Annotated in this window: 12 protein-coding genes and 1 pseudogene; 11 read left to right on the top strand and 2 right to left on the bottom strand. The window is 71.4% G+C overall.

Features of this window, described 5'->3' with window-relative positions; genetic code table 11:
* Positions 1–409 precede the first annotated feature (409 nt).
* Complete coding sequence (locus tag PV734_RS08460; RefSeq protein ID WP_415924175.1) at positions 410–1072, top strand: GAF and ANTAR domain-containing protein; 663 nt, start codon at positions 410–412, stop codon at positions 1070–1072.
* 221 nt (positions 1073–1293) lie between these two features.
* Here the strand turns inward: PV734_RS08460 and PV734_RS08465 are convergent, their stop codons facing one another.
* Together PV734_RS08465 and PV734_RS45790 are read right to left on the bottom strand one after the other, a co-directional pair.
* The gene (locus tag PV734_RS08465) at positions 1294–2613 is read right to left on the bottom strand and encodes a cytochrome P450 (RefSeq protein ID WP_319097345.1); all 1320 of its coding nucleotides are present in this window, start codon (positions 2611–2613) and stop codon (positions 1294–1296) included.
* 40 nt (positions 2614–2653) lie between these two features.
* A pseudogene (locus PV734_RS45790) lies at positions 2654–3245 on the bottom strand (hypothetical protein); the annotation flags it as partial.
* A gap of 278 nt (positions 3246–3523) precedes the next feature.
* Between PV734_RS45790 and PV734_RS08475 the strand changes: the two are divergent.
* The 10 genes from PV734_RS08475 (at position 3524) to PV734_RS08520 (ending at position 16569) form a co-directional block, all read left to right on the top strand.
* The gene (locus PV734_RS08475) at positions 3524–4825 is read left to right on the top strand and encodes an extracellular solute-binding protein (RefSeq protein WP_319097346.1); all 1302 of its coding nucleotides are present in this window, start codon (positions 3524–3526) and stop codon (positions 4823–4825) included.
* Positions 4826–4832: 7 nt separating this feature from the next.
* Positions 4833–5816, top strand: coding sequence for a sugar ABC transporter permease (locus PV734_RS08480; protein WP_319289127.1), 984 nt, complete (start codon positions 4833–4835; stop codon positions 5814–5816).
* On the top strand, positions 5813–6694 hold the full coding sequence (locus PV734_RS08485; RefSeq protein ID WP_319097348.1) for a carbohydrate ABC transporter permease: 882 nt from the start codon (positions 5813–5815) through the stop codon (positions 6692–6694). Before PV734_RS08480 ends, PV734_RS08485 begins: the two co-directional genes overlap by 4 nt.
* Positions 6695–6699: 5 nt before the next feature.
* On the top strand, positions 6700–8109 hold the full coding sequence (locus PV734_RS08490; protein ID WP_319097350.1) for a carboxylesterase family protein: 1410 nt from the start codon (positions 6700–6702) through the stop codon (positions 8107–8109).
* A 17-nt stretch (positions 8110–8126) separates the two neighbouring features.
* On the top strand, positions 8127–9257 hold the full coding sequence (locus tag PV734_RS08495) for an ROK family transcriptional regulator (protein ID WP_319097351.1): 1131 nt from the start codon (positions 8127–8129) through the stop codon (positions 9255–9257).
* A gap of 79 nt (positions 9258–9336) precedes the next feature.
* Positions 9337–10842: a GMC oxidoreductase gene (locus PV734_RS08500; RefSeq protein WP_319289128.1), complete on the top strand. Its 1506-nt coding sequence runs from the start codon at positions 9337–9339 to the stop codon at positions 10840–10842.
* Between the two features lie 46 nt (positions 10843–10888).
* On the top strand, positions 10889–11497 hold the full coding sequence (locus PV734_RS08505; protein WP_319289129.1) for a nucleoside deaminase: 609 nt from the start codon (positions 10889–10891) through the stop codon (positions 11495–11497).
* On the top strand, positions 11494–12438 hold the full coding sequence (locus tag PV734_RS08510) for a sugar phosphate isomerase/epimerase (RefSeq protein ID WP_319289130.1): 945 nt from the start codon (positions 11494–11496) through the stop codon (positions 12436–12438). Before PV734_RS08505 ends, PV734_RS08510 begins: the two co-directional genes overlap by 4 nt.
* A 149-nt stretch (positions 12439–12587) precedes the next feature.
* Complete coding sequence (locus PV734_RS08515; protein ID WP_319289131.1) at positions 12588–15671, top strand: SdrD B-like domain-containing protein; 3084 nt, start codon at positions 12588–12590, stop codon at positions 15669–15671.
* Positions 15672–15777: 106 nt separating this feature from the next.
* A complete protein-coding gene (locus PV734_RS08520; RefSeq protein WP_319097358.1) occupies positions 15778–16569 on the top strand; it encodes a hypothetical protein in 792 nt (263 codons plus the stop codon).
* Positions 16570–16585: the final 16 nt, after the last annotated feature.

Consider the following 16585-nt stretch of genomic DNA (forward strand, 5'->3'; position numbering starts at 1 on the left):
AGGCATGAGGGGACGGCAGACTGCGGCTCAATGGCCCTGGTCCAGGGCCGCGGGCCTCACTGTTGCCGTGCCGCCTGTGGGGGCGGGGGGAGAACACCGAGAACTGACGGGGAGTCAGATCTATGGCCGAAAGCGCTCCCACCGTTCACTGCGGGCCAGGCCGCCGCACGGCGTCGCGGAGTCCGCCGACGCCGTTGGTCACGCTGCGGCCACCTGCGTGGCGGATGCGCCCCTTGATCGCCTTCCGTAACCGTCGCCGGCGACAGCGTCGACCGGAACGGAGAGCGAAGGCCCATCGCGGCGCTACCGAGGCCGTTCTGCGGAACGCGTGAAAAACTGGGTATGAGGCTTGTCCGGACCGTGCGAAAAGGCGGAGGACGAAGTGGACTGGGGACGGTTCGCACAGCAGATGGCGTCGATGGCGCGGGATCTCCTGGCGCAGGAGTCGGTCAATGCCACACTCCAGCGGATCACCAAGTCGGCCACCGAGCTGGTGGAGGGCTGCGACGCGGCCGGCATCCTGGTGCTGCAGGGCGACAAGGTGGAGACTCTCGCCCCGACCGACCAACTGGTCGTCGACAGCGATCAGCTGCAGGAGCGGTTGAGTGAGGGGCCGTGCTTCGACGCGGCACACAATCCCCAGGGAGAACGGGTCTTCCGCATGGCCGACGTCACCACCGAGCAGTCGCGCTGGCCCGCCTACGCCCCGCGGGCCCGGGCGCTCGGAGTGGGCAGCATGATGGGCTTCCTGCTGTTCACCGACGACGAGGACCTTGGCGCGCTGAATCTCTACTCCCGCAGACCCGGTGCCTTCACCGAGGCCAGCGAGCTGGCCGGGTGGCTGCTGGCCTCCCACGCGGCGGTCGCCTTCTCCAGCGCCCGCACCCATGCCCAGATGGAACGGGCCGTCGCCACCCGCCACGTCATCGGTGAGGCGATGGGCATCCTCATGGGCCGCCACCACATCACCGAGGAGCAGGCCTTCGACGTGCTGCGCCGTTACTCGCAGCAGAACAACACCAAGCTCCGTGAGGTCGCCCGGCGGGTCTGCGAGCAGGGCGGCCTTCCGTGACCCCGGGGGGGGCGGACGGCTCCCCCGGCACCATGTCCGAACCAGAGGAACCTGAGCAGGCTCAGCCCCATGGGACGCCGAACCTCGCCTGTGGACCAAGTCCCCCGTTCCGCCCCTTCCACACACCCGGGTTCCTGCTCGGACAGTGGATCGGGGGCCCCGGCCCCTGGTACGCGACGGGCGTTCCCGCCGGTCAGCGATATGCGGTCAGCGACATCGGGTCAGTGGCGTGGGGCGATCATGCCGACCGAGGCTCCGGGCTCGCCCGTCTCCGTGCGCGGCACGTCGGCAGGTGTGGCCCGCGTGGCGCCGGTGTGGGAGGCGGAGGTCGGGGTGAAGGCGACGTCCAGGCGGGTGAGGCCACGGAAGTTGAGGCTGCGCTGCCATCGCGGTGGCTCGGTGTCGTCGAGCCGTAGGTCGGGGAGGCGGGTGAGGAGCGCCTCCAGGACGATCGCGCCCTCCAGCCGGGCCAGCGCCGCGCCGAGGCAGAAGTGCGGGCCGTGTCCGAACGCCATGTGCCGTCCGCCGGAGCCGGCGCGCTCGAAGTCCAGCACATGGGGATCGGGAAAGACGGCCGGATCCCGGTTGGCGGCGCCGCCCACCAGCAGCACTGTCTGTCCCTCGGCGATCTCGCGGCCCGCCAGGTCCAGATCCTGCCGCGCCCGGCGCAGCATGAGCTGTACCGGGGCGTCGTAGCGCAGGAGTTCCTCGACGGCGGCGGGCATCAGCTCGGGTCTGCGGCGCAGTTGGTCGGCCGCGTCCGGGTGACGGAGCAGGGCGAGGGTGGCGTTGCCGATGAAGTGGGTGGTCGTCTCGTGGCCGGCGATCAGCAACAGGGCGCAGTTGGCGAGGAGTTCGTCGAGATCCTGGTCGTTGTTCCCGGCCTGTGCGGTTACCGTCGCGCGCAGGGTGCCGGGGGCCGGCGGGGTGTCCTGGCGGGTGAGGAGGTCGCGGAGGTACGCGAGCATGTCCGCCATGCTCTGCGAGGCCTCGCGGTTGCGGTCCGCGTCGAGCCGGGAGTTGCCGATGGCCTCGGCGACCGGCTCGGACCAGGAGGCGACGGCGGCGCGGTCCGCCTCCGGTACGTCGAGGAGGTCGCAGATGATGGTGAGCGGGAGGGGCCGGGCGAGGTCCGCGACGATGTCCATCCGGCCGGTCGGCGCCGCCGCGGTGATGATCCGGTCTACGGCTTCGGTGATCCGGGCGCGAAGTGTCGTCACCGCTCGTGGAGCGAACGCCTTGCTGATCAGGGCGCGGAGCCGGGGGTGGTCGGGGGCGTCGTTGTAGAGCATCTGCCGGCTCAGGACCCGGGCCAGCGGCCGCAGTTCCTCCGGGACGGCCTGGATGTCGGGGTAGCGCACCGAGGACAGTCCCGGGTGATTCGCCGCGCTGCTGACCACGGTGTGCCCGGTGGCGATCCAGGCGCCCGTGCGACGGTCCCAGAAGAGGTCGTCGGCGCTCCGGAGTTCTTCGTAGAAGTCGTAGAGCCGCTCTTGGACCTGGGGCCGAAAGGCCGACAGAAGCGATGATGGGGTGCGCATCCGCCCATTCTTTCAGTGCTGTTGGCTCGCGACTGCCGACCCGATGCGCACCGGGCCGGGCCGGGCTCCGGGGTGGACCGGTCGGCGGACGGTCCGGTACGAGTGCCGAGGCGACCAGCGGGGGCAGCTGATCCAGCTCGATCGCGCCGGTACGCAGGAGTTCCGGGTCGGGCAACACCCAGGTCGCCGCGTCGGGCAGGACCGGCAGCGCGGAGGTGCCGCCGCCCGTGGCTGCCTCAGTGATCCGCGGCACGGACGGCCCGCTGCCGTCCCCCCAACCGCACGATGACGGTACCCACGCTGGTTCCGGGGCGGGGCCCAATGCCGGGTCCGGGATCGGGACCGGGACCGGATCCCGCTCCGGCCTTGGCCTCGGCAGGGCCAGCGCAGCAGGTCGGGCACCAAGTGGCTTAGATCGGCGCGGAGTTGGGCCGCGAGTCCGCGGCCGTGGGGCGTGCCACGGACCGTAGGTTCAGATCGACATCGATGCCTGCGGCGGCACCCGCGCCCGCCCAGTCCCCGGCCAGGCGGCGGGCCGTCGCGGTCGCGATCACGGCCGGCGGCACGGCGAACTCTCGTACACGCGGCCAATGGGAGAGGTGGGTGTCCCCGCACGCGTTCTCAGTGAGCATCAGCACTCACCTTGCGCGGACGGGACCCCCGATCCGTGAAGGCCGCCACCTGTTTTCGGCGCGAGTACAGCCGCGACCCGAAACCCAATAAATTGCGCAAATCACCACGAACAGATTTCGCTACAAGTTCCGAAATTATTCGTGACGGGTCCGCCACTCGGTCGAAATACCCCGCTCGTACCTTTCTTGTCATCAGCCTCACAGGCGACATCGCACCCATGGGGTCCATCGGACCAAATTTGCTTCTTTTCCCTGAAATCCCTGCACAGGAGCCACGAGTGTCCAACCCCTCCCGACGCGGCGCCCTCAAGCTGACCGCAGGCCTCGCTCTCACCGGCGCTTTCGCCCTCACGGGCTGTGGACGCGGCGACGACACCGCCGCCGCGACAACCACCGCCGCACCCGTCGGCACCTCGCCCGCCACCGGCACCGTCACCGTCTGGGCCGCCCAGGGCGATGCCGATGTCCTCGCCAAGGTCATCAAGCCCTTCGAGGCCGCGAACCCCGATGTCACCGTGAAGGTGACCCTGATCCCGAACGCCGAGTACTACACGAAGCTCCAGTCGGCGATCGCGGCCGGCAAGGGGCCGGACGTCGCCCAGTTCTTCCCCGAGTCGCAGTCGCAGTTCCTCGACCCGGCGATCCTTCGGCCCGTCCCGGACGGCCTCGTCGACAAGGCGGACTTCTTCGAGAGTCTCTGGGCAGCCGGCGTGGCCGGAAACGTCGCCTACACGGTGCCCTGGTACGCCTACACCTACGCGCTCGTCTACCGCGCCGACCTCGCCAGGAAAGCGGGCGTGAAGGCGCCGGCCACCTGGGACGAGACGGTGCCGTTCCTCAAGGCGCTCCAGGGCGCCGGCGCCGGGCACGGCCTGGGGGCCGACATCGGCTGGGACATCTTCAACGGCCAGGACGTCGCGATGTACGCCTGGCAGGCCGGCGGTTCGCTGCTCTCGTCCGGCGGAAAGTGGGCCCTCGACAGCCCGGCCATGGTCGACGCGCTGCGGTACAACGCGTCGTTCTTCACCTCCGGCACGGCCGACACCAGCGGGCCGACGTTCCTCGACGCGCAGCCGTACTTCGTGTCGGGCAGGACAGCCATGATGATCACCGGCCCGTGGGTGGTCGGACAGCTCGACACCGCCGCGAAGAAGGAGGGCTGGACCGCCGCCCACGTCGCCACCGCCCCGCTGCCCGCCGGGGCCTCGGGCAGCACCTCCTTCTCCGCCGGGGGCAGTTGGGGCGTGCTCGCGGGCGACGGCGACGCGGACGCGTCGTGGAAGCTGGTCCGGTATCTCGCGAAGCCGAGCACACAGGTGGCGCAGTACAAGGCGTACAGCTCGCTGCCGGCCGTCATCTCCGCGTGGGACGACCCCGCCATCGCGGACCAGCCGCTCCTCGACGCCTTCCTCACCCAGCTGAAGAACACCCGGGCGTTTCCCCAGGTGAGCACCTGGCAGCAGGTCGCGACGCGGCTGGGCAAGGAGATGGAGGCCGTGGCCAAGGGCAAGGAGAGCGCCGCGAAGGCGGCGGCGAACGTCCAGGCGTACGCCGTCAGCCTCGGCACAGGCGCGAAGTGAGCGGCGGATGACCACGACCATCGGCCCAGGGACGCCACGCCCGGTGCGCCGCTCCAGCGGTTCCCGGAGCTCCCCCGGTTCCCGGACACCCCGCGGCTCCCGCATATCCCGGAGTTCCCGGAGCGGTCGCCGAACAGCCGTCGCCTGGCTGTTCCTCGCCCCGTTCGCCGTCATGTTCCTGCTCTACACGGCGATCCCCACCGTCGCCGCGCTCGGATTCAGTTTCACCGATCTCCGGGGCGCGGACCTGCGGCACCCGTTCGCCGTCGACTTCACGGGCCTGGAGAACTATCTCCGGCTGTTCCGGGACCAGATCTTCCTGCGGGACATCCTGAACACCGCCCTCTTCGTGGCCGTCGGGGTGCCACTGACCATGGGGGTCGGATTCGCCCTGGCCGTCGCGCTGAACTCCGGAATCCGGCGGCTGCGCGGGGTGTTCCGTACGGTCTTCTTCGCGCCGGTGGTCACCAACGTCGTGGCGGTCGCCCTGATCTGGCAGTACGCCTTCAACACCGACGGCACCGTCAACAAGGTGCTCGGCGCCGTCGGTCTCGGCGGACCGAACTGGCTGGACGACCCGAACCTGGCGATGCCCGTGGTGATCCTGCTCGGCGTCTGGCGCAACTTCGGCACCGCGATGGTGCTGTTCCTCGCCGGGCTGCAGGCCATACCGCAGGACGTGTACGAGGCCGCCGCCCTGGACGGGGCCGGCCGCTGGAAGCAGCTGCGGCACATCACCCTGCCCCTGCTGCTGCCCACCACCCTCATGGTCTCGGTCCTGCTGACCGTCTTCTACCTCCAGGTGTTCGACGAGCCCTATCTCCTCACGAACGGCGGCCCGTTGGGCTCCACCGAGTCGATGGCGCTGTACACCTACCACCAGTTCGGCTCGGGCGAGTTCGGGGTCTCCTCGGCCGCGTCCTTCGTGATGCTGCTGCTCGTGGCCCTGGTGAGCGCCGTCCAGTTCCGACTGCTGAGGTCCCGCTCATGACCGCCCTCACCGCGCCCGCGACCGCCCGACCGACCGCCGACCGGGCGGCCCTGCCCCGCCGGTCCCCGTCCCGCCCGCTGCTGTACGGCGCGCTGGTGCTGTGCGCGCTGCTCACGCTGCTCCCGTTCGTCTGGGTGGTGAGCGGCTCGCTGCGCGACCTCGACGAGATCCGCTCCGACCCGGGTGCCTGGTTCCCGCACCACGTCACCCTCGACAACTTCACCCGGCTGTTCCGGACGGCCGGTTTCGGACGGTTCCTGGCCAACAGCGTCCTGGTCGCGGGGATCGTGGTGGCCGGCAACATCGTGGCCGCGTCGGCCGCCGGGTACGCGCTGGCCAAGCTCGACTTCGCGGGCCGGCGGATCGCGTTCGGCGCGGTCATGGCGGCGATGATGGTGCCGTTCAGCACGGTGTTCGTCACGCAGTTCGTGCTCACCGTGGACATGGGGCTCGCGGACACCCTCACCGGTATCGCGCTGCCGGGCGTGGCGTTGCCGTTGTCGGTGTTCATCATGCGGCAGTACGCGATGTCCGTCCCCGACGAGCTGCTGGAGGCGGCCCGCATCGACGGCGCCGGCGAGTTCCGGATCTTCTTCCGCGTATTCCTGCCGCTGGCCGGTCCGGCGGTCGCGACGATCACGATCATGTCGTTCCTGTCGTCGTGGAACAACTTCATCTGGCCGCTCATCGTCGCCCAGAGCATGGACACCTACACGCTGCCGGTGGGCCTCGCCGCGACCAGCCAGGCCGCCGCGCACGTCACCGACTACGGGCTGCTGCTGGCCGGCGCGATCGTCGTGATGCTGCCGGTACTGGTGCTCTTCCTGTTCCTCCAGCGCTACTTCGTGCAGGGCATCTCCGGATCGGGAATGCGGTGACCTCCATGGACCACCTTGAAGGCATCGCTGTCACCGTCCAGGCCCCCGCCGGTCCGGTCGTCGGCCGTCGCACCGGCCCCGTACAGCGCTTTCTCGGCATCCCGTACGCCCAACCACCCACCGGTGCGAGGCGGTTCGCGGCGCCGGTGGCTCGGGACCGGTTCCCGGAGCCGTTCGACGCGTCCCGGCACGGGCCCACCTCGCAACGCGTGCCACTGTTTCCCACGACGACGGTTCCGGAACCCTCGGTGCCCGGCGACGACATTCTGAACCTCTCCGTCGTCGCTCCCGCCTCCTCGGCCGGCCATGCCTCCCCCTGCCCGGTCCTGGTGTGGATCCACGGCGGCGCCTTCCTCGCGGGGAGCCCGGCGAGCCCGTGGTACGACGGCCGTTCCTTCGCCCGGGACGGCGTCGTCCACGTCACCGTCGGCTACCGGCTGGGTGTCGACGGATTCGCCCCGCTGGACGACGTACCCACGAACCTCGGACTGCGCGACCTGCTGCTCGCGCTCGCCTGGGTCCGGGAGAACATCGGCGCGTTCGGCGGGGATCCGGGCCGGGTCACCCTCGCCGGTCAGTCGGCCGGGGGCGCGGCGGTGCTCGCGCTGCTCTCGTCGCCCGCCGCGAACGGCCTCTTCCAGCGGGCGGTCTCGGTGTCCGGCGTCCTCGTCGAAGGGGACCGTGAGCCGGCCCGCCGGTTCGTCGAGCGGCTCGGAAAGCGCCTCGGGGTGCCGGCGACCGGGGCCGGGTTCGGCCGTCTTGCCGTGGAGCGGCTCCAGCGGGCCGTTCTCGATCTGCGGGACGAACTCGGCGACGTATCCCTCTCGTTGGGCCCGGTCACCGGTGACGACGTCCTGCCGGTGTCCGTCTCCGACGGACTCGCCGGGCACGGACACGACGTACCTCTGCTGCTCGGTGCGACAGGCGACGAGTTCGACTGCGAGGCCGCGCCGGGAAACGAGCACCCGAGCCCGTACGGCGTCGCCGAACTCGCCGCCGCCCGCGCCGCCGGCAGCCGGGTGACGGACACCCTGTTCCGGGCCGCCTGCCCCCGCGTGGCCGCCGCGCGCCGTGCGGCCGGCGCCGGTACCTGGCTGTACTCCTTCGAGTGGCCCTCCCCCGTGCTCGGCGGCGCCGCGCACTGCGTCGACATCCCCTTCTTCTTCGACCTGCTCGACGCACCGGGCATCGCCGAGGCGCTCGGACCGTACCCACCCGTCGAGTTGGCCACCGCGATCCACGCCGACCTGGTCGGCTTCGTCCACGGCGGGGAGCCGGGCTGGGCGCGGGCACGAGGTGGGCACGGTGATCCGGCGCGTGAGTACGGCCGCCCGGGCGCGGCCCTGGTGGCCGACACCGCCGGTGTCTTCGATCCCGTCGCAGGGACGGAGTACGGGGCGGAGGAGACGTGCTGAGGCCCGGGATGAACGGCATGAACCAGAGCGCCGTCCGACGCGTCAACACCTCGGTGATCCTGCGGACGTTGGCGGTGTCGGCCCAGCCGATGACGTTGACGGCGCTCGCCGAGCGGGCCGGTCTCTCACGCCGCACCATCGAGCTCGTCCTGGACTCGCTCGTCGAGGCGGGCTGGGTGACGGAACTGGCCCGGGTGCCTACCAGCGGCTGTGCGGGGCGTCCCGCCCGACGGTACGAACTGCGGGCCGACCACGCTCTGTTGGCGGCCGTGCACTTCACCACCTCGGACGCGTCCGCGGCGGTGGCCGACGTCCGGGGCCGCATCCTCGGCCGGGCCCGCCGGCCGCTGCGCGCCTACCTGGATCCGCAGGCCACGCTCGACGACATGGCCGCGCTGGTGCGGGAGGCGCTCGACGACGCGGGCGGGTCGGTGGACCGGCTGCGGGCCGGGGCGGTCGCGAGCGGTGGTGCCATCGACGACGAGGGGGTCGTGCGGCGCCTGGTGCACACGACCCGGTGGGAGGGCGTCCGCCTGCCCGACGAACTCGCGCGGCGCGTCCGGGTGCCCTGGTTCGCGGACAACGACTCCAACCTCGGTGCGCTCGCCGAGCGTTGGCGGGGTGCGGCGGGCGACCACGACAACGTCGTGTGGGCGTTGCTGGGGAACCGGACCGGTCTGGGCATTCTCATCCGGGGTGATGTGCATCGGGGTCTCGACGGCGCCGCGGGTGAGATCGTCGAGGCGGCCTCGATACCGGCCCACTCGGTCGAGAACCGCCCCGTTGCATGGCTCACCTCGCCGGACCCGGCCCGGCGCGCGGTGGCGCTCGCCCGGTTCGAGGCGGCCCGTGAGGGGGACGCCACCGCACTCGGCGAGGTCGACGAGCTCGTGGAACACATGACGTCGATCCTCACGACCCTGTCGTGGACCATCGCACCGTCCCTCATCGTGCTCGGCGGCGGGCTGGAGGACGCGGCGGACGTGCTGCTGCCCCGGGTACGCGCGGCGCTGCGCCGTGCCCGCACCCCAGCCGTGGAGCTCCGGGCCACGGCCCTGGGCCGCGACGCGCCCCTGGTCGGCGCCGTCAAGCTGGCTCTCGACCGTATGGACACCGAGCTGTTCGGCCCGCTCGTGCACAGCGCGTGACCCCCTCCGAGATCACCGGACCGCTGGATCAACAGTGGCTACAGGACATCAACAGCGGTACAAGACATGGAGCTTCACTGTGACCGACACCCCCCACACCGATGTCCTCGTCGTCGGCAGCGGCATCATGGGCGCGGTCGTGGCCCGACTGCTGCGGGAGACCGATCCGGCGCTGCGCATCACGATGGTGGACGGCGGCGAAGCGATAGGTTCCGCCCCCGGTGTGCATCTGCACGACATCGACGACCCCGCCCTGTGGGAGCGCTACAACGACCGGGTCACCACCGGCATCCAGGGCATGTACACGGGCGCCGAGGTGGTGCGGGAGGTACCGGACGGCCTCGACTCGCTGCCGCCCGGCATGTTCCACGCCCTGGCCTTCGGCGAGGACGCCGAGGCGATGCCCGCGACGGCGCTCGCGTGGAACGCGGGTGGCATGGGCGTGCACTGGACGGCCGCCACACCGTGGCCCGCAGGGGACGAGGTGTTCGACTTCGGCGACCCGGCCGGCTGGACGGCCGACCTGGACACCGCACACCGGGTGCTCGCCGTCACCCCCGCCCCGATCGGCCCGACCGAGGTCGGCGACCTGGTCCTCGACGTGCTGCGCCGGCGCTACGAGGCCGCCGGACCGCCCGAGCGGCGACCGCAGCCCATGCCCATGGCGGTCACCGCGACGGGCTCGGGCCCACTGCCGCGCACCGCCCCAGGGACGATCTTCCCGCCGATCGCGACGGCCGGGGACCCCGCGTTCACCCTGGTGACCGGCACGCTCGTGACCTCGCTCCTGGTGACGGAGGGCCGGGTGACCGGCGCCCGGCTGCGGCGCGTCGTGGGCGGCGCCGAGTCCGAACTCCGCGCCGGAACCGTGGTGGTGTGCGCCGACGCGCTGCGCACCCCGCAGTTGCTGTTCGCCTCCGGCATCCGCCCGGACGCGCTGGGCCGGTACCTCAACGAGCACGCCTTCGTCACCGCCCGGGTGCTGCTCGACCTCGACCGGTTCGGCATCGGCCTCGACACCCTGCCGCTTCCGCGGGTCGGCGAGTTCTGCACGGACTCGCTCTGGCTGCCCCGGAACGGGGAACTCCAGCCGTTCCACGGGCAGATCATGAACAGGACGTACGTGGACGACGACGCCCGACCGCTCGCGCACTCCGTGGGCCTCACGCTGTACGTCCCCGTGGAGTCGCGCCCCGAGAACCGGCTCGTGTTCTCGGAGTCGGACACCGACCTCGCCGGGCTGCCCCGGATCGGCGTCGGGTTCGACTACTCCGCTGCCGACCGGGCTCTGATCACCCGCGCGCTGTCCGAAGTCCGGTCACTGGCGGAGGAGTTCGGCCCGTTCGATCCGGCGACCGAGTCGGCGCTGCTGCCGCCCGGCTCGTCGCTGCACCTGACGGGCACCGTCCGCTGCGGTTCGGCCGACGACGGTGCCAGTGTCTGCGGGCCGGACGGCAGGGTGTGGGGTTTCGACAACCTGTACCTCGCAGGCAACGGGGTGGTCCCCACCTCGATGGCGGCCAACGTCACGCTGACGGGCGCGGTGACGGCCGTACGGGCGGCCCGGGCCGTCGCCCGGAACTGACCACTGGAAAACGCGCGATCCGCGCACATCGCAAGGGAGTTGGACTGTGATCGACATCGCGAAGGAATACCGGGTGGCGCTGCCGGCCTGGATCGACGACGAGTTGGCCGACGTGTCCCCCGTCGTCCCCGACCGCGAGGACCGGATGCGCCTCGTGCACCGCCTGGCGGATCGCAACTGGCGTGAGGGCAACGGCGGTCCGTTCGCGGCTCTGGTCGCCGAGCAGGACACCGGACGGATCGTCTCGGTCGGGGTGAACGTCGTCCTCGCCTCCGGCGTCTCCAGCGCGCACGCCGAGGTCGTGGCGCTCGGGCTGGCCCAGACGGCCGTGGGCGGCTGGGACCTGGGCGGCGAGGGGCTCCCTGCGCACGAGCTGGTCGTCAACTGGCGCCCCTGTGTGCAGTGTTACGGCGCGACCATGTGGTCAGGGGTGCGCGGTCTCGTGGTCGCGGGCGAGGGACCCCAGCTGGAGGAGATCACCACGTTCGACGAGGGCCCGCTCGGCGCGGACTGGGCCGAGCAGTTCGAGTCGCGCGGCATCAAGGTCGTCCAGGACGTGCTGCGGGAAGAGGCGCTGGCCGTGTTCCGGAGCTACCGGGCCGCGGTCGACGCCGATGACGTCGTCGTCTACAACGCGCGCGGGGGTACCGAGTGACTCCGCCGGCCACCGCCGAACCCCGCTTCGCCACCGACATCGTCACCTTCTACCACCCGGCGTTCTGGGGCCTCGAAACACCGGACGCCGTAAGGGAGTTGGCCCTCGCCGACCCTGGGGGCTTCTGGGGGCGGATCCTGGACGCGCTGGCCGAGGCCGGTGTCACCGGTATCGAGCTGACCTTCGCGCCCGGCGACATCGAGTCGGCCCTGCGTGCCTTCGGCAGCGCGCCCTCGTTCCGGCGCGCGCTGGAGGCACGGGGTCTGAGCGTCGTGAGCGCCTTCGTCGCCGGGAGCGACTCCCCCGACTGGCGCCACGGCGACAACCTCGCCGCGATCGTCGCCGACGCCGAGCGGCGCGCGGCCTTCCTGGTCGACGTCGGCGCGGACCTCCTCGTCACCGGGCTGCCGATGCGGACCACGTTCGGGACGCGTCCGCCCTTCTTCGTGGACGCCGCGTACATGTCCCGGATGGCCGACATCGCCCATACGGTCGGTGACGCGGTCGCCCGGCTGGGTGTGCGGCTCGCCTTCCACACGGAGTCCAACAGCACGCTCTGGTACGAGCGGGACATCGACCTGTTCATGATGCTGACCGACCCGCGCCATGTGTGGCTGTGCCCGGACTCGTGCCACATCGCGCTCGGCGGCGGCGACCCCGTGGCCGTCGCGCGCCGGCACGCGCAGCGGATCGCGCTGGCGCACTGGAAGGACGCGGTACGGCCGATCGACGTCGAACTGACCATCGACGACACGGTCTTCGCCCAGCAGCAGCCCTATATGACCGAACTGGGCACGGGCATCGTCGACTGGCCGGGCTGGGCCGACGCGATGTCCCGGACACCGGGCGCCGGGACGGTGCTCGTCGAACTGGACGAGGCGCCCGACCCGGTGGCCGCGCTCCGGGCGGGGGTGGCCGTCGCACGGCGGGCTCGGGCGTGACCGGCCATACGGGTGTCCGCCACACCCCTGACAGCCCCCTCCAGCCGGTCAGCTAATCCTCTGATTCCTCCGAACGGTCCGATTCGATCTTCTTCACTGTTCCCATACATAGCTCGATGGGGGTGTTCGCTCCACGAGACGAGGACACAGTGTTGAGAGCAGAACCAGGCACCGCCGCCTCGCGCCGGCGCGTGCCCGACTCTCCGCCCGGACGCAGGAGACGGCTCGCCTGTCTGACCGGCCTGAGCCTCGCGCTCGTCGCGACCGGTTCGCCGGCCGTCGCGGCGACCGGGCTCGGCCCGCTCGCCGTGACCACCCGGGCCGCCGTCGGCGACGGCACGGTGACCGTACGGGTCGTCACCGAGGTGGACGCGGACGGCGCGTACGACAGCGTCCTGGAGCCGGGCCTCGCCGGTGTCAGGGTCACTCTGACGGACGACGCCGGGCACGTCCGCCACCTGACGACCGGGGCCACCGGCACCGTCACCTTCGCGGCCACGCCTGAGCTCACCGGGGGCAGGTACCGCGTCCAGGTCACCAACCCGGACCCCCGCGACCTCTCCCCCGCCGTCGCCGGCCCGGGCACCGGCCCCGACGTCATCCGCGCCAACGTCGGCTTCGTCGACGTCTCCGGCGGTACGGACGTCACGTACACGACCGGCTTCTGGGAGCCCGGCGTCTACTGCCAGGAGAACCCGGACCTGGTCACCTGCAACCTCGCCAAGGGCGACGCCCCGGGCACGTACAAGGGCCTGGTGTCCTTCGCCGGGAACTTCACCGACACCACCCCCGGCGGGAGCGTCACCACACTGACGGACAACACCGCCCAGCAGGCCGTGTTCGGCATCGGCGTGGACCGCACCGGCAACAAGTACATGGGCACGCTGGTCAAGCGGCACACGGCCTACGGCTCCTCGGGCAACACCAACACGATCTATCGCCAGTTCGGCACCGGCACCACCGTCAGCCGCTTCGTGACGCTGCCGGGCACACTCACCGCGCACGTCCCCGACAACAGCCTGCTGCACGACGACGCCGTCTACTCCAGGGTCGGCCGCGAGGGCATCGGAGACGTCGACGTCTCCGGCGACGGCAGGACGCTGTACGCGGTCAACATCAGCGAGACCAAGCTGTACAGCGTGCCCATCGTCGGCTCGGGCGACGCCGTCACACCGGGCGCGCTGACCTCGTACGACATCCCGAGGCCCAGGGCCTGCACCGGCGAGTGGCATCCGTACGGCATCGGCGTGCGCGGCAGGCGCGTGCTGGTCGGCGGGGTGTGCGGCGCGGAGACGACCGTCGACAAGGACACCCTCCCGTGGGGCAACCCGGCTGAACTCAGCGCGCATGTCTACGAGTTCGGCGACGGCGCGTTCAGCGAGATCTTCACGCACGCGCTGGACCATCAGCGCGGGTGCGCCTACCGGTTCATCCCGAAGAACCCCGCCGACACCGCTTACCGCTGTACCAAGCCGTCCACTGTCGGCCAGGTGATGAGCGGCCAGTGGGAGGCCTGGAACGAGCGGGTACCGGGCCACGAGACGCACAACTTCGTCTCCGCCCCGCAGCCGATGCTCTCCAACATCGAGATCGCCGACAACGGCGACCTGGTGCTCGGCTACCGCGACCGCTTCGGCGACATGACGGGCACCGCGACGTTCGCGTACAACAGCACGGCCCGTCCGCTGCTGACCGGCATCGCAGCAGGTGACGTACTGCGCGCCTGCAAGTCCGGGACGACGTACACGCTGGAGAGCAACGGCTCCTGCGGCTCGCTGCCCGGCAACCAGCCCGGCAACGGCGAGGGCCCTGGCGGCGGCGAGTTCTACGACGACTCCACGAAACTCGACGACGCGGTCCACGACCAGGTCGGCGAGGGTGCCACGGCACTCCAGCCGTACCGCAACAAGCTGTTCGGCACGGTCTACGACCCGTTCGGCCCCTTCCAGCAGGGCGTACGACGCTGGACCGCCGACAAGGACCCCGACCCGAACGACCTCACAGTCATCACCGGCGGCACCGTCGAGGGCAACCTCCTCATCCAGGAGACCCTGCCCCCGACGACCGCCCTCCAGCAGAACCTCTTCGGCAAGGCCAACGGCCTCGCCGACCTGGAACTCGTCTGCGACCAGGCGCCCGTCCAGATCGGCAACCGCGTCTGGTACGACTCGAACGGCGACGGCGTCCAGGACCCGTCGGAGCCGCCCGTCGCGCAGGTCGTCGTCACGCTGACCCCGCCGACCGGTGACGCGCTGACCGCCACGACCGACGCGAACGGTGAGTACTACCTGGGCACGAAGGACGGCCTGACGCCGAACACGACATACCGGGCCACCTTCGACTACCGCGGCGTCAACCCGTCGACGCTGCCCGGCTCCCCGACCCTGGCGGAACTGAAGTGGACCCAGGAGGGCGCCGGCCGCGACCGTGCGCTCGACTCGAACGTCGACCCGGTCGGCCGGACCGACGTGGTCGTCGGCGACCCGGGCAGCGTCAACCACACGATCGACGCGGGTCTGGTCGGTCCCGTCAACAGGCTCGGCGACCTCGTCTGGTACGACACCGACGGCAACGGCATCCAGGACCGGGGCGAGCCCGGTGCGAAGGACGTCCCGGTCGAGCTGAGCGACCCCGCCACGGGTGACATGCTCAGGATCACCAGGACGGACGCGAACGGGCACTACCTGTTCCCCGCGCTGCCCGACGGACGTTACAAGGTCTGCTTCCGCAGCCCGCGCGGCTATCTCTGGACCAGGCAGAACGCGGGTGCGACGGGTGACGACTCGGTCGTCGACCGGACCAGCGGCTGCTCCCAGCCCGTCGTCCTCGGCCCGGGCAACCGCCAGGACCTCACCCTCGACGCGGGCCTGGTCGGGGAGTTGGCGCTCACGGTCGTCAAGACCGACCGCAAGACCGGCAAACCGCTGCACGGCGCGGTCTTCCAGCTGTGGCTCGACAGCAACGGCAGGCCCGGCCTCCAGCCCCAGGGCGCGGGCAGGGACCGGATGGTCGGCGACTGTGTCACCGGCCGGACGGGCAGGTGCTCCTTCGACGACAACCAGATCGGCACGTACTACCTCGTGGAGAAGGACGTCCCCGAGGGCTACGTCCTGCCGGCCGACCCGGTCTTCGGCCCCTACCGGCTGACCCTGGAGAACGGCACGGGCGCCGAGGGGCTGATCGTGCGGATCGCCAACGAGCGGGGCGAGCCCTGCAAGGGCAAGAAGTGCTGACGCCCTGCCCAGTGGGGTGACGGCCGCGCACCCGGGAGGGTGACGTGGGGCGGGCCGCGTACCGGTGTCGACCGGTACGCGGCCCGCCCGCATGTAGAGACGTCCCATGCGACGCATCAGGAGCGGTACGACCGGGAAGGCGCCTGGGGCGCGAAGGGTACGGCGGACCTGGTGGGCGGTGGGCGCCCTCGCGGCGGCGGCCTGCGCCGGTCTCCTCCTCGCCGGTGGCGGCGATCCCGGCCCCCGGCCCCTCTCCGTCGACGAGGCCGAGCGGATGGCGCTGGCCCGCTTCCGTACATACCGGGTCAGTCCCTCGGAGATCACCCTGCGCGCGGCGTCGGGCGACGGATCGGCCGTGGTGCGCGCCGTCGTCGACCACCGCAGACACCGGGCCGTCGGATGGTACGAGGTGACGGGCGCGGGGCGTCCGGGCGGCGGCCTGCTCGCCTGGGACCAGAGCGGGCTGGCGGTGGCCGACGGGTCCCCCACACCGCCCACCGAGGGCGCGCTGCGCGCGGCGGGGCGGCTGAAGCCGACCGCGTGGACGCGCCGCGCGTTCGGCGCCGCGCCCCTGGACACCGCCCTGCGGCTGGCCCTGTCACTGGGCGCCGACCGCCCCGACAACGCGCAACTGCTGGCGCAGTCGGGGCCGTTGAGGTTGCGCGACGAGCGCGTGGACGGTCGGCGGTACGACGTCTTCTCGGGGCCTCGGCCCCGCCCGAACGCGTCCGCGTCCAGCTCTGCCCGTTCCCCCCTGTCGTACTGGGTCGACGACGAGGGGGGTCTGCGACGAGTGCGGGCCGATCTTGGTGAGGGGAGGACTATCACGATGGATCTGGGTGGGGTTCGGATGCGAGGGGTCAGTTCGTTGCCGGGGGCGCCTTGGGGGGAGCGGTGAGCATGGTGGAGCGGCT

The sequence above is a fragment of the Streptomyces sp. AK08-02 genome, assembly GCF_033795085.1.
Lineage (GTDB): Bacteria > Actinomycetota > Actinomycetes > Streptomycetales > Streptomycetaceae > Streptomyces > Streptomyces echiniscabiei.